Annotated in this window: 13 protein-coding genes; 7 read left to right on the plus strand and 6 right to left on the minus strand. The window is 57.5% G+C overall.

The features are described 5' to 3' along the window. Positions 1-627: a hypothetical protein gene (locus CLV84_RS08060; protein WP_104419203.1), complete on the plus strand. Its 627-nt coding sequence runs from the start codon at positions 1-3 to the stop codon at positions 625-627. A 13-nt stretch (positions 628-640) separates the two neighbouring features. Here CLV84_RS08060 and CLV84_RS21815 read toward each other — a convergent pair whose 3' ends face one another. After that, complete coding sequence (locus CLV84_RS21815) at positions 641-1,165, minus strand: cupin domain-containing protein (protein WP_170067619.1); 525 nt, start codon at positions 1,163-1,165, stop codon at positions 641-643. Positions 1,166-1,334: 169 nt separating this feature from the next. On the opposite strand from CLV84_RS21815, the gene CLV84_RS08070 reads away from it, so the two are divergent. Continuing rightward, entirely contained in the window at positions 1,335-2,006 is a 672-nt protein-coding gene (locus CLV84_RS08070) for a hypothetical protein (RefSeq protein WP_170067620.1), read from the plus strand. Positions 2,007-2,160: 154 nt separating this feature from the next. Here CLV84_RS08070 and CLV84_RS08075 read toward each other — a convergent pair whose 3' ends face one another. Both CLV84_RS08075 and icd read right to left on the minus strand, forming a co-directional pair. Beyond that, complete coding sequence (locus CLV84_RS08075; RefSeq protein WP_104419206.1) at positions 2,161-2,538, minus strand: four helix bundle protein; 378 nt, start codon at positions 2,536-2,538, stop codon at positions 2,161-2,163. A gap of 192 nt (positions 2,539-2,730) precedes the next feature. Further along, positions 2,731-3,960, minus strand: coding sequence for an NADP-dependent isocitrate dehydrogenase (icd, locus tag CLV84_RS08080; protein WP_104419207.1), 1,230 nt, complete (start codon positions 3,958-3,960; stop codon positions 2,731-2,733). A gap of 164 nt (positions 3,961-4,124) precedes the next feature. Between icd and CLV84_RS08085 the strand changes: the two genes are divergently transcribed. Beyond that, positions 4,125-5,228 (plus strand): AI-2E family transporter, encoded by a 1,104-nt coding sequence (locus tag CLV84_RS08085; RefSeq protein WP_104419208.1) that lies wholly within the window; start codon positions 4,125-4,127, stop codon positions 5,226-5,228. On the opposite strand, the gene CLV84_RS08090 is transcribed toward CLV84_RS08085, so the two are convergent. After that, positions 5,225-7,747 (minus strand): AsmA family protein, encoded by a 2,523-nt coding sequence (locus CLV84_RS08090; RefSeq protein WP_104419209.1) that lies wholly within the window; start codon positions 7,745-7,747, stop codon positions 5,225-5,227. The genes CLV84_RS08085 and CLV84_RS08090 overlap by 4 nt on opposite strands. Before the next feature lie 176 nt (positions 7,748-7,923). Here CLV84_RS08090 and CLV84_RS08095 point away from each other — a divergent pair, with 176 nt between their 5' ends. Further along, positions 7,924-9,786 carry a DNA topoisomerase IV subunit B gene (locus CLV84_RS08095; protein WP_104419210.1) on the plus strand — a complete coding sequence of 621 codons (1,863 nt, stop codon included), beginning with the start codon at positions 7,924-7,926 and terminating at the stop codon, positions 9,784-9,786. A 253-nt stretch (positions 9,787-10,039) separates the two neighbouring features. Here the strand turns inward: CLV84_RS08095 and CLV84_RS08100 are convergent, their stop codons facing one another. Continuing rightward, the gene (locus CLV84_RS08100; RefSeq protein ID WP_170067621.1) at positions 10,040-10,864 is read right to left on the minus strand and encodes a universal stress protein; all 825 of its coding nucleotides are present in this window, start codon (positions 10,862-10,864) and stop codon (positions 10,040-10,042) included. 101 nt (positions 10,865-10,965) lie between these two features. Between CLV84_RS08100 and CLV84_RS08105 the strand changes: the two genes are divergently transcribed. The 3 genes from CLV84_RS08105 to CLV84_RS08115 all read left to right on the plus strand — a co-directional run bounded on the left by CLV84_RS08105 (position 10,966) and on the right by CLV84_RS08115 (position 13,139). Beyond that, positions 10,966-12,168, plus strand: a complete 1,203-nt coding sequence (locus CLV84_RS08105) for a GNAT family N-acetyltransferase (protein ID WP_104419212.1) — start codon at positions 10,966-10,968, stop codon at positions 12,166-12,168. A gap of 180 nt (positions 12,169-12,348) precedes the next feature. Continuing rightward, a complete protein-coding gene (locus CLV84_RS08110) occupies positions 12,349-12,579 on the plus strand; it encodes a hypothetical protein (RefSeq protein ID WP_104419213.1) in 231 nt (76 codons plus the stop codon). A 122-nt stretch (positions 12,580-12,701) separates the two neighbouring features. Continuing rightward, the gene (locus CLV84_RS08115; protein ID WP_104419214.1) at positions 12,702-13,139 is read left to right on the plus strand and encodes a hypothetical protein; all 438 of its coding nucleotides are present in this window, start codon (positions 12,702-12,704) and stop codon (positions 13,137-13,139) included. Here CLV84_RS08115 and CLV84_RS08120 read toward each other — a convergent pair. Next, on the minus strand, positions 13,115-14,017 hold the full coding sequence (locus CLV84_RS08120; protein WP_104419215.1) for a hypothetical protein: 903 nt from the start codon (positions 14,015-14,017) through the stop codon (positions 13,115-13,117). The two genes, CLV84_RS08115 and CLV84_RS08120, sit on opposite strands and share 25 nt — an antisense overlap. Positions 14,018-14,025: the final 8 nt, after the last annotated feature.

A 14,025-nucleotide genomic window follows, 5' to 3' on the forward strand; every position in this document is an offset into this window, starting at 1 on the left:
ATGCACCCGATCGCGATCCTCCTAGTCGTCCTGACCTGCTGCGTCGTTGCCTGCGGCGAATCGAATCCGACCGATACCGACTCCGACTCCGGCCAGACCCCGGTTGCGGTCGATCCTACTACCTTGATCGTACCCGGTCGCCAGCTGGGCCGGGTGCCCGTCCACGCCCGCCCCGAGACCCTGGACAGCCTGCTCGGCGCCCCGTACCGGAGCGATTCGGGGGCGGGCACGACCGTGGCGTACTACCGCAGTCCGTTCCCCGGCGATACCACCACCCTCACGGCCATCCTGACCTTCGAGCCGGACGACAACATGCGCAAGGAACTCCAGACCCTTCGCACCGCCTCACCGATGTACCGGGACAGCTTCGGCCTGGGCGTCGGCAGCGCGCGGGCGGATATCCTGCGCCGATACGCTCTCCGGAATCCGGTCGGCCGCTTCCCGGACGGTCGCGATTCCGTGGTGGTGTACCCGACGGGAACCGGGCTGACCTTCGAACTCGATCCGGCGGGTGTATGCAGAGGCCTTAGCGTGCACGCCACCGACCACCGCCCGACCGGGAATTATCGGCCGGATTATCCGGAGATGGCCACGGAGGAGGTCGCTCCGGATGAGGCAAGGGAATAGCGATGGCTGGTCCTTATCCCATCGTATTCGGTACCGACGCCCAAACCCGCTTCAGCACCCCCCGCTCGCCGATAGGGTCCTGCTCCGGTACCGGCAGGTCGTCCGGTTCGCGGTGCTCGGCCGCGCCGGTGATGAGATTCCAGCTGCGCCCGCCCGGGTAGGCACCGAAAACGCGGTAGTCGGTCTGGGAATAGCAGGCGTGACCGGTGCCGGCGGGGAGGACGATCGCGTCGCCCGCGGAAGCCTGCAAATCGTAGCCTTCCGGGCCGCCCAGCTGGACGGTACATCGTCCGCTGAGGAGAACCAATACTTCGTGGGTGTTGCTGTGGTAGTGGGGGTAGGGGTAAATACCGGCGATCCAGGTGTTGCCCCAGCCGCGGGTTTGCAATTGTTTGGCGACCCGGTCCTTGATGCCTGGCTTGTTGTCCGAGAAAGCGTTCGGGTAGATGATAACGGGCAGCCGGTTGTTGGGAATCCACTCCCAGGGTTGCAGGTAAATGAGGGTGGCGTTGTCCAGTTCTTTTATTTTGGTATCCATGTTGCTTCGGTTTGGGGCTAGGGATTGATAAAAGGTAGTGGGGGGCACCGGGGTTCGTCGCGCCACCTGGCACCCGCGCTCCGGCGCCAGTCTAGCTCTTCCGGACGAAGGCGGGGGATTAATCGACCAAGCGGTCAACCACCGGGGGCTCAACCGCTGTTTTCCTCCCATGATTCTCTTGCTAATTATTTCCCTTTTGCTGGTCGCCATGATGGTGTATATGTTCAACCAGTGGAGCCGCAACCGCATGCCGTCCAAAAAGCAGCGCGCCCGGGTGGTGCGCGAGTTGAAGGCGGACATGGACACGTGGAGCTCGGACTTGGTAAAAATGAACAAGGAGGAGCTCGACCTCTTTAGCCTCACCCAGGACAAGCAGGTGGTCAAGCGAGGAACGGGCACCACCGCAAAGGGTACCTTCACTACGATCTTTCACGAGCCCGTGGTCAGCTACAGCTACCGCAAATACTTAGGTAAGCAGGTGAACGAACTGCTCTACGCCCGTACGGCCCAGCACGACTTCGTGTACTGGACCGAGAACGGCATTACGAGCCTCGAGATTGACGATCAGCCCGTCGGCAAGATCGACAACAACGTGCTGCTCGGTCAGCGCACCGGGAAGGAACTAGCCCGCATTGAAGCCACCCCCCGCGAGAATTACCTTCCCGTCAGCGTCGGCAACCGCGAGGTCGGTGCGCTGGCGAGCCGAGCCGCTAAGGCGGACGATCCGCTGAGTCAGCGGGCCTTCGAATTTATCCCGGACGATTTGAACGATAAGGAGGAGCAGTTGCTGATGTCGTTGACGATGCGGGAGTTGGTTAGGCGGAGTGTGGTTGTTGGGTAAGGGGGGATCGGTTGTCTGTTGTCAGGTATCGGTTGTCGGTTGTCTGTTGTTGGGTGTCAGTTGTCGGGTATCGGTTGTTGGGTGTGGGTTATTTGCTTTTGGGTGTGGGGTGTCATTTTTCGGGTGTCGGTTGTCGGGGAGGGTGCGGTATGAATTAATCGGTTGTGGTCTTCCAGTTGGTTGAAACGTACTTCGTGAAACTGTAGAGTCGCTTGCCTAGCTCATCGTATTGGTAATATAGTTTGACGGCCTCCGCTTTGCGATCTGGATAAAGCTTCGCGATTTTACGTAAGTGATTGATCGTCTCCAGGTTGCTAGCGTAGGAAAAGGTGAGGAACCTGATAAAGTCCTTTTTGTAACGCCGTCTCCCGTATCCTTCTACAATATTGCTGTTGACGGAATCCGCCGATCTACGGATTTGGCTCCCGAGTTCGTATTTCTCGTGTTTCGGCAGGCCCAACGAGAACTTGTGGGTAGCGAAAAACAGCTCTAAGGAAAGCTTGTACACTTCCAAATCAAGGTAGGATTTCATTTTCTCTAAGTGCAAGTGAGGTTTAATATTAAACAATAAGTGTGAGATTAAAAAATATTAAACAAATAATTTAAAAACCCACAACCCACAACCCACAACCCACAACCCGACGACCCCAACCAGAAAAAAAAGGGGCCATCATCCGAAGACGACGACCCCTAGGGTGAATCTAAAATCAGCTCAGATTCGCTTCTACATGTTCGCGATGATCTCGTCGCCGAACTCGCTACACTTCAGGAGGGTGGCGCCGTCCATTTGGCGTTCGAAATCGTAGGTGACGCGCTTCTTGGAGATGGCGCCTTCGATGCCTTTGATGATGAGGTCGGCGGCTTCCGGCCAGCCCATGTAGCGGAACATCATCTCTCCGGAGAGGATGACGGAGCTGGGGTTGACCTTGTCCTGGCCGGCATACTTCGGGGCGGTACCGTGGGTAGCTTCGAAGATCGAAATGCCGGTGGTGTAGTTGATGTTGGCACCGGGAGCGATGCCGATACCGCCTACCTGGGCGGCGAGGGCGTCGGAGATGTAGTCGCCGTTCAGGTTCAGGGTGGCGATGATGCCGTATTCCTTCGGGCGCAGGATGATCTGCTGGAGCATGGCGTCGGCGATGACGTCCTTGATGACGATCTCCTTACCGGCGTCGGTTTTGAGTACGTGCCAGGGACCGCCGTCTAGCGGGGTGGCACCGAAGTCCTTGGCGGCGGTTTCGTAGCCCCAGTCACGGAAGCTGCCCTCCGTGTACTTCATAATGTTTCCTTTGTGGACCAGCGTTACGCTATCCTTATCGTTGTCGATCGCGTACTGGATGGCAGCCTTCACGAGGCGGCGGGTACCTTCCTGGCTGACGGGCTTGATACCGATGCCGGCCGTATCGGGGAAGCGAACCTTGGCGTGCTTATCCGGGTAGTTTTCCTTGAGCCAGCCGAGAAACTTCTTGTTCTCCTCGGTGCCTTCGGCGAACTCGATGCCGGCGTAGATGTCTTCGGTGTTCTCCCGGAAGATGATCATGTCGACGTCCTGGGGATTCTTGACGGGGCTGGGTACGCCGGTGAAGTACTGTACCGGGCGAACGCAGGCGTATAGGTCCAGCTTCTGGCGCAGGGCCACGTTCAGGGAGCGGATACCGCCGCCGACGGGAGTCGTGAGGGGCCCCTTGATGGACACGAGATACTCCTCAATGGCGTCGAGGGTGGCTTGGGGCAGCCATTCGCCGGTCTGGTCCATGGCCTTTTGTCCGGCGAGGATTTCTTTCCAGACGATTTGCTTTTCGCCGTCATAGGCTTTTTCCACGGCGGCTTCGAGGACGCGGCTGGCGGCGGCCCAGATGTCGGGACCAATACCGTCGCCTTCGATGAAGGGTAGGATAGGGTCGTTAGGTACGTTTAATTTGCCGTCGGTTATGGTGATTTTGGATCCGGTCATTGGATGTTCTCAGGTTTAAGTTGATGCGCCCTAAACAGGGCTGGCCGGCGAAAATAGCGAATTGTCGCAGACTGTCTAGTCTAACTGGTCAATAAGGGTCGAGGTTTAATAACACATAACTACGGTTTGCATCGTTTAAGCTACACGAATACTCAACAGCCTAGATGTCCATTTTTCGCGTTGCCGCCTGGTTACTAACGATCGGTATGATCATCACGCTGATCGTGGTGGGCAAAAGCTACCTGGTGCCCATTTTCGTTGCCCTGGTACTGTGGTATCTGGTGAACGCGCTCAACGATCAGTTTCGCCACCTTCCCTTCGTAGGTACCCGCCTCCCGAACGCCGTCACCCTGGGGATGTCGTTGGTGTTTATCGGCCTGGCGCTCTACGCCATTTCGGACATGATCGTCAATACCGTCAACGGCTTTATTCTGGAGAGCGGCATTTATCTACCCAAGATCGAAGCCCAGATCGCCCGGGCCTACGAGCGCCTCGGTATCGATCGCACCCCGCCCTCGGTATCCGACCTGGAGCTCGGCCAGCAGGTGCTCGGCAACTTCGCACTGGTGCTGGCCGGCGTCACCAGCGCGGCCAAGGGAGTGGCATTGGTTCTGCTGTACGTGCTCTTCTTCCTGGTCGAGCAGCAGACGTTTCCCCGAAAACTGGAAGCCCTGGGCCTGGATATGCGGGGCAGTACCCGCTTTACTCGCACCCTGGCCGAGATCAACTCCGCCATGCGGACCTACCTGGGGGTGAAAACCGTAACAAGTATTGCTACCGCGGTCCTTAGCTTCGTGATCTTCGTCGCTATCGGGCTGGATTACGCCCTTTTTTGGGCCTTCCTGATCTTTCTGTTCAACTTCGTACCCACCATCGGTTCCATCACGGCCACCGCCCTGCCGGCCCTGTTGGCGCTGGTCCAGTTCGATAACCTCACCCCCTTCCTGGTCGTGGTGCTGGGCGTTACGGGGGTGCAGATCCTCGTCGGCAACATCATCGAGCCACGACTCATGGGCAGTACGCTTAATATCAGTCCGCTGGTAGTCGTGCTGACCCTGATCCTCTGGTCCATGTTGTGGGGAATCGTCGGTATGCTGCTGAGCGTGCCCATTACGGTTGCCATCATCATCATCTGCGCCCAGTTCGAACAGACGCGCCCCATCGCGATCTTGCTGAGCCGTACCGGGGAGGTGAACACCAAAAAACTCAAGCGGGACCGACATACGGTGCCCACTCCGCAGGAAGAAGCCGTCGCCGATCCAACTTAGTCCAGTTCTTCCGGCAGGGCGATATCCGACAGCGCGGTAGATTTCATGCCGCTCACCAGCCCCTTCCAGTAGCTGTTGAAGAAACTGCGAATCGGTTGGTGCTCGTGGTATATTTCACCCAACCGGAACTCCTCCCCCCGGCTGTTGCCGTCTTTCACCACTACTCCCGACAGTAGGTTCTTCAGCCAGGATAAGCCGCCGTCGACCAGCTTCACGTTCAGGTCGCGGTAGAGCATGGTCAGGGTGCCGCGGATCGTGTCCTGGTGCATGCGCGCATCATAGGTCAGCTTTTCGATAACGCCTTCCTCGATGACCGCGCCGGCCGCTACCCGCATTAATGGATTGACCCGGGCCAGGTCGTAGGTGCCCAATTCGCCCCGTGCGGAATAACCCCGACCGGGCTCCCGGCGGGACAGTCGGAACTCGGCGTGCAACGGCGTCGTCTCCTCAAACGTAGCATCGATTATGGCCAACACCGAATCGCTGCGGCAGATTTCGGTATCCAAATCCTCGAGCACGATCACCCCGTCCGTGAAGTGGATGGTTTTTGCATCCATTACCGAATCCACGACTCCGTAAGCGATATCCGTCGAGCGAAAGCGGGCCTTATTCAGTACGATGCGCATTCCCAACTTACGCAGGGCCTCTACCGGCATCGGCCGTTCGTTGCCGCTCACTTCGATGGCCAGGGATTCCACTACCCGCAGGCGAAAATCGCTGGCGGCCAGGGAGTCGATATGCATGACTTCGCCGCGCAACAGCCCGTCCCGGCGAATCCCCGCCATGCGCAGGTCGTCGAAGGAGAAATCCATATGGGTCTTTGCCAGTTCTCGTTCGAATAGTTCCGCTTTGCTCACCCGTGTCTGCCGTTGCAGGCTATCCATGGTGAGCAGGGCGGCCCGGCTGTCGTACGCGATTTGACTGAAGTAGTAATCGACGGGGAGCTCTTCGCTGCCGATCAGTCGGAGCTCCCGCATCCGGACGTTCCCTTCGCCCAGGGCCTCCGGCTCGAAAGGAACCGGAATGTCGCGCTGGTCCACGTAGAGGCCTTCTCCCTGCATGTCCTTCCGGCCGTCGGAGCCGTAGCGGCTAAAGGTGGCGTTTTCGAGGCGGGCGCGTCCGGCGGAGATGGGTGGCTGTACCTGGACGTCGTTGAGGGTAATTTGGGGCACGGAAAATTCGTAGTGACCGCCATCCGCCCGGTACACCGCGGCCCGGGCCCCGTCGAGTACGGCTGATTCCAGTACGGCGGGGCGGTCGCCGAGGACTGCGGCCCGGTCGATGCCGGCTACGGTCAGTTTGTCGGTGGACCCGTTAACCTTGTCCCCTTCAACTTGCACGTTTTCCACCGTAGCCTCGCCGGACGCGCTGCGGTAGTTCAGGTTTTCGCCGCTGATCGTTTGTTTATCCAGCATGACGGTGAAGGATGGGAGTACCAACTCCGTAGCGCCGAGTTCACCGGCCGCTAGCGGAAATTGGAGCCCTTGCTGTTGCAATTCCAGTTGCCGGAGGATCACCGCGAGCCCTTTTTGGTTATCGAAGCTCAGGCTGTCGCTATCGACGGAAACCCGTTCCAAGGATAGGCTGTCGCGGTACCTCAGTCCGCTGGCCGTCACGCCCCCCGCGTAGCTGGCCGTTCCGAAGTCTCCGGACAGCTCCAGGTCGATTTGGGGAAAGCGAATCGTGCCTACCCGCAGGGGGGAGGTTTGCGACGTATCACGGGAGTTTCCGGAAGTTGCCGGCACCTGCGCGCTGCCGCCCAAACTGCCGATGGAAAAGCTGTCCACCGATACGGTTTCCGAAAGATCGCCGGCGTTTAGGCCGGAAAGCACGAGGTCCTCGGCCCGAATGTCCGTTTCGGAGCCCCGGCGCAGCGTAAGCGCGGCAATGGCCACGGATTCGGAGCCCGTGCCGTAACCGATACCGCTGGCCACGATGCGGAGATCATTGGTGGTATTGGCGTACACCGTGGAATCGGCACTCAACTGGAGGGATCGGATTTCCGCCGGCCGCAGGGGGAAGTGAAGGGACTGTACCGAGAGTCCGAGGTCGACCAGCTGGACCTCCCGGCCACTGACGTCATCGGTGAAATCGAGATAGATGCTGTCCAGTTCGACTTCTACCAGTTCCAGCGCGAAAGAACTGCTGTCGTTGCTATTCCCGCTGCCGGTGCGCCGCAGATCGGCATCGAGACCGTGCAGGCGAAGGAGCTCGATTTCAATCGGGTCGGATCCGAAGAGGCTAAAGAGGTGCAGGCGGTCGACGGCCACGGTGCTGAGCCGGCCCCGGGCCGAGAAATTTGCCCGCTCCTGGTCGAAATTCACCTGGCGGGCCTCCAGCCGAAGGGGGAACAGACCGTAGGAATATTCTCCTACCGTGAGCTGATTGCCGCCTTCGTTGGCCGAAGCGATGGCCTGATCGATCCGGTGGTCAATGTACCAGCGCGCGCCGAGGTACAGGGCTACGGGAAGGAGGAAGAATAGGTACCACCAGTGCAAGCGGAAGGGGCGGACGGACATAGGCGAGCGGGCAAGAAGCGAAGACTTTGGATAAAGCGCAGCCCGTTGGCGAATGTTTGGGCGCCGGGGCGCAGGTGCAGCGATCGGAACGCAATCTACCCGGTAAACGATAAACAAATTGTTTGATAATATTCTACGGATTTCGTATGTTTGCGCACTAAGATCAGTAGCGTTCCATGGCAGAAACCACTTATACGGAAGATAACATCCGCTCCCTCGACTGGAAGGAGCACATCCGCATGCGGCCCGGCATGTACATCGGCAAACTGGGCGATGGTTCCAGCCCCGATGACGGGATCTATATTCTGCTTAAGGAGGTAATCGACAACTCCATAGACGAGTACGTGATGGGGCACGGCCGGCAGATCGACGTGACGATTGAGGATGGCACCGTACGTATCCGCGACTACGGGCGGGGCATTCCACTCGGAAAGGTCGTCGACGTCGTATCGAAGATCAACACCGGCGGTAAGTACGACAGCAAGGCCTTCAAGAAGGCGGTAGGACTGAACGGCGTCGGCCTCAAGGCCACCAACGCCCTTTCCGACGACTTCCGGGTCTACGCCGTCCGGGAGGGCAAGCTCAAGCAGGCCGACTTCTCCCAGGGAAACCTGGTGAAGGACCACAAGGCGACTAAAACGGAGGAAACGGACGGTACTTACGTGAGCTTCGTTCCCGATAGCTCCATCTTCAAGAAATACCGCTTCCGCAATGACTTCGTAGAGAATCAGCTCTGGAATTACGCTTACCTCAACGCGGGACTGAAGATCAACTTCAACGGCAAGACGCTGGTGTCGAAGAACGGTCTTCGCGACTTGCTGGAGCGGAAGACCAACGTGGAGCAGCTGCGGTACGACATCATCCACCTGAAGGATACCGACATCGAGGTGGCCATTACCCACGGCAACGCTTACGGGGAAAATTACTTCAGTTTCGTCAACGGTCAGTTCACCACCCAGGGCGGTACCCACCTGACCGCCTTCCGCCAGGCGTTGGTCGAGACGGTGCAGAAGCACTACAATAAGAACTACGACCGCAAGGATATCCTGGCCAGTGTGATCGCGGCCATCGCGATCAAGGTGGAGGAACCGGTCTTTGAATCCCAGACCAAGACCAAGCTCGGTAGCACCGATATGGGACCACAGGGGCCAACCGTCCAGACATTCCTCCGGAATTTCCTGATGGAGAAGCTGGACAATTTTCTACACAAGAATCCTACCATCGCCCAGTCGCTGGAGAAGCGGATTAAGCAAAGCGAACGGGAGCGCAAGGAGATCGCCGGCATCAAGAAACTGGCCAACCAGCGCGCGAAAAAAGCGAACCTTCACAACAAGAAGCTCCGCGACTGCCGCGTCCACTTCAGCGACAATGCCAAGACGAAAGACGAGGAGACCCGTTTGGCGACGACCATCTTCATTACCGAGGGTGATTCGGCGAGCGGCTCGATTACGGTTGCCCGCGACGTACAGACCCAGGCGGTCTTCTCGCTCCGGGGTAAGCCGTTGAACTGTTTCGGCCTAACGAAGAAGGTAGTCTACGAGAACGAGGAATTCAATCTCCTCCAGCACGCCCTCAACATCGAAGACGACGTCGACGAAATTCGGTACAACCGGGTGGTGATCGCCACCGACGCCGACGTGGACGGGATGCACATCCGCCTGCTGTTGCTCACCTTCTTCCTGCAGTTCTTCCCCGATATGGTCGAGAAGGGGCACCTATACATCCTGGAGACACCGCTCTTCCGGGTTCGGGACAAGCAGAAAACCTACTACTGCTACAGCGAGGAGGAAAAGCAGGACGCCGTCCGTAAGCTGCGCGGCAAGGCGGAGATCACCCGATTCAAAGGACTCGGCGAGATTTCGCCCAACGAGTTCAAGGACTTCATCGGAGAGGGCATTCGCCTGGAACCCGTCGTCATGGCCGCCAATACCAACATCGATGATTTACTGAGCTACTACATGGGTAAGAATACGCCTTCCCGCCAGAACTTCATCATCGATAACCTGCGGGTGGAGCGGGATGAGGAAGAGGTGGTGTAGTTCTTTAGTCGGGTAGTTTGTTAGTTCTTTAGTCGGGTAGTCGGGTAGTCGGGTAGTCTTTTAGTCGGGTAGTTAGTTTGTCTTATTGAGGGGCAGATCTTGTAGTCGGGAAATTTGTCATCGGGAGTGAACACGCTGGTTTTCAGGCGGTTGCCGACTAAAAGACTAAAAGACTAAAAGACTAAAAGACTAAAAGACTAAAAGACTAAAAGACTAAAAGACTAAAAGACTAAAAGACCAAAAGACTAAAAGACTAAGCATTCAAGTGAAAGACCAGAACCGGAACCTCCGGATGCAGCACCATCTGCTTGGTAGCGCTCTTATGGAAGAGATTTTCCCAGAAGCCGCGGTGTTCGGTGACCATAACGGCCAGGTGGACGGGATTGGCGCGTAGATAATTGACGAGGCCTTCGCGGACGGTATCACCTGTGACTTCGACGATCTCGAAGGCGAATTCGGGGTCCGGGTTATTGAAAAGGGGGGCAAAGAGCTTCTCGCGCTCGCGGCGGTTATCGCCGTCATCCTGGTTGACGTGGACGAAATGGATCCGGGCACGGAATAGATCGTTAAAGTCCATGAGCTTCAACACGGCTTTTCGGCTTAGGCTCAGGCTGTTGCTAGCGTAGAGGATGTGGCGGTAATCGTCGAAGCGGGCACCCTGGGGAACGAGCAATACCGGGCAGTGTGCCTTTTGGGCTACCTCGGAGGAGATACTACCGAACACCGATTCTAATACGTCACTATCTCCGGTTGCACCGAGTATGACCAGGTCGTAGCGCTTACTCTCGTCAACGATCTTGTCGGCGGGAAATCCAAGCATGAGTTCGCTGCGGCGGCGTACTTCGGGGTGGGGCGTCCGCATCTTCAAAAATTCGCCCAGCGCGTCTTCCCGGGCGTCCATCAATTCCCCCACGGGGGCGGCGGATAGCGCTTCACCGGCGGCAACGGTCTGGGGAGTAAAGACATGGATGACGTGGATGTCTCGAATGCCGATCGAGGCACAAAAAGCTTCTGCGTAGCGCAGGGCAGCGGCGGAGCCTTTGCTGAAATCGATGGAGACTAGGACGTTCTTTATCATGTTCGTACACAGTAAGTAGGGCGAAAGATAACCGGACGGTTCCACTTCCCGGCAATCCATTCCCGCTTTAGGCTGTTATCATCCGGATTGCTACTTCCCCCATGCCCGTATCCTGCCCGTCCATTCGTCCGCCTACCCCCCGCATCGGTACCGAGTGGCAGAAGGTACCCGGCGCGGCCGGTTGGCGGCTCAAGCACTTTCGTACGCCGGCAGACTGGACCGACTGGGCCCGCGATTTTTCCGAAGGGAGTATTTGGATGAGCGCGTCTTACCTAAAGTTCCTCCACGAGCACCCGCAGGGAATGGACAGTGAGGCAATCGCCTTGCGGCACGACGACTATGACCGTCCGATATTGCTATCCGTGCAGTCGACTGGATTCCGCCTTGCCGATCAGGTTCGGGCCAGTATATCCGGTGGGGAATGGACAAGCCGGGTGTGGCGGCGCGTCCTCGGCCAAATTCCGTTGCGCATTAAGGTAATCGGGCAACTGCTGGTCTCCGGACCGTTCGGAGGTACCGGCCTGGACGCCCTGCCACCGGATCAGGCGGTCGATGTATTGGAAGCCACTGGACGGTACCTGATGCAGACGGGCAGCGGATTTATGGGACTGGTGATCAAGGATCTGTTTCCGAAAGACCACCCGGTTACAAGCGGATTGGAGGCGCGGGGATTTGCGCCGCTCGGGGTTGACCCGGTCATGTGCCTGGACCTGACTGCCTTTGCTAGCTTTTCCGATTACCTGGGTGGGCTGTCCAGCAAATACCGGGTTCGGTACCGGCGGGCACGCAAAAAACTTGCTGGGTTAGAACGACGACGGCTGTCGAAGGAGGAAGTGCTTACCAAGCTATCGTTGATCCACGATCTGCACCGGGAAACGGCGGGTGGGGCGGATTTTAGTTTGGTCGAGGTATCGAGGGAATATTTCGTCTGGTTGCGGGAACGGGCGGACTTCCATGGTTATTTCGACGGCGAGGAACTGGTAGGCTTTACTACCGGAATGGTAAGCGGAGAAACCTATCACGCTCATTTTTTAGGGATGCGCGAGGCGTATAAATTCAGCCATCATCTCTACCATAATATGCTCTTTGACTTGCTGAAGGATGCTCTGCTCGCGCGATCGGTCGTGCTGGACTATGGGCGGACGGCCCTGGAAATTAAGAGTTCCTTGGGCGCCCGGGCTGAATACTGGGCGGTGGTGGCGCGGGGCCGCCACGGTTGGATGAGCCGCTGGGTCGGACCGCTTACCCGGCTCCTTCACCGGCCCCCGAATTGGGAAGCGCGTAGCCCCTTTAAGGGAGGTTGATGGTTGCGTTAAATTTGCATCATTTGGTGGTTGTCAAGACAACCCACGGGCGATAAAAGGGGTTCCATAGGATAGTTGATCACGCGAAATATTCAGTAGGTAAAATTTGCCTTGAACGCAATTTTATCCTATTTTCCACGTCGGTAGTTCACTGCCCGTAAGCCAAATAGACATCGTAAAATGAGCACCAGAAAGAACCTGAAGTACAAGTACCTGAAGACCAAAATTGCTCTCAGTCAAACCGTTCAGCAACTTCTGGAGATCAACCGAAAGCGAAAGTTCTTTCGCGAGGATCCTAAACGGGAAACACAGCTCAACGAGGAATTGAAAGTTCTTAACGCGACCGCCGAAATTCAGGCCCGTACCCTGAAAAGCTACGAGGAAAGCCTGGAAAAGCTCGAGCGGGCATAAGCCCGTCACCGCCGGAGCATTCTTAAGAATTTTCACGCTCGTTAAACAATCGATAAAGCGGCGTTTAGTTCGGATTTAATGGGTTGGTATCCAGACCTTTGGCATAATCAATATGCCCGGTCATGCGGTACGCCTCCCTTTTCCTTTTCCCCATCGTGGTGCTTCTCGGTGCTTGCTCGATTGAAGATCGTATCGAACGCCGCGAGGATAGATTGCTTGGCACGTGGCAGATCGATAAAGCTACCTTCAAAGATGACAATGCCCTTTTCGGGAGCAACGTAACCAACGAATTCCGGGGCGACGTGGTCACTTTTTTTCCTGATTATACGCTCTTGTACCAAACCGGAGTGGGAACCCTCTTCGACGGCTACTGGGCCATCTCCGCCGTTCGCGACCTGGACGACGATACCGAATTTACGCTGGACGCCGACTTCTTTGACTTTACAGGCCGACCGGATTTCCAGTGGCTGGGGACGATCAACCGGCTAACCGGCAACTCGCTCAACATAACCGTGTTCGAGCGGGGTGGGGTACTTCAGCTGCGGTGGGATAAGCTGTGATCGCGGCGGCGGTCGGCACGTTCTACGTAGACGATCTGCCCGGCAACGAAGATGTTCTGAAACAGGATGTAGAGCATCGGGCCGAGAACGACGAGTGGGTTGATGTATTCCAGTGCGATCCAGATGGACAGCATAGTGTTCTTACGACCGAATGCCAGGCTGCCTTCGACGGTGTAGCCGGGCGGACTGATGCGTCCGCCCACGGCGAAGTTGAACGACATCAGCACGGCTACCGCGCCAGCAGCTACGACCAGGAACAGGGTAGGGGTATCGTCGGCGGAGCGCAGGTAATGGGAGAGGCTCCCCGAAGCGACGGTGATGTTGCTCAGGAATAAGCCAAAGCCGTAGGGCGCTACTCGGCGGAGAAAAGAGCGGGCGGTTCCGCCGTAACGCCGCACCAATTGCCCAAGGACGAGTGGTACGACAATCGTACTCCCGATGGTCAGGATGAGGCGCCCGAGCGCGGCTACGGAAAGTTCCACTCCCAGTAGCCAGGGAAGGACTACGGGAACGGTGAGGGCAAAAACGCCGTGAGTGACCATGATCGCTCCCACCATGTAACCTGCGCTCCGGCGCATAAGCTCCGCAAGCACCGGCGTGATTACGGCCGTCGGGGCCAGGCCCATTAGCATAAGCGTAAGCCCCATATCCGGGTCGTACAACCGCCCCGAGAAATACGCCGCGAGCCCGACAGGGGGAAGCAGGAGCGCGATCCAGATCTGTTTTCGGCTGAAGATGCTGCTGTCGATGCGAATATTCAGAAAAGAAAAGAACAGTAGGGCCATCAGGAAAGGACGCAGCGTGAAGGTGTACGCGTCCAACTGGGGCAGGAAGAGGCCGGCCGCCAGGGCAATCAGGATGAGGATGGATTTGGTCATGGAGAAGC

Origin of the sequence: Neolewinella xylanilytica (assembly GCF_002934605.1) — a bacterium.
GTDB lineage: Bacteria > Bacteroidota > Bacteroidia > Chitinophagales > Saprospiraceae > Neolewinella > Neolewinella xylanilytica.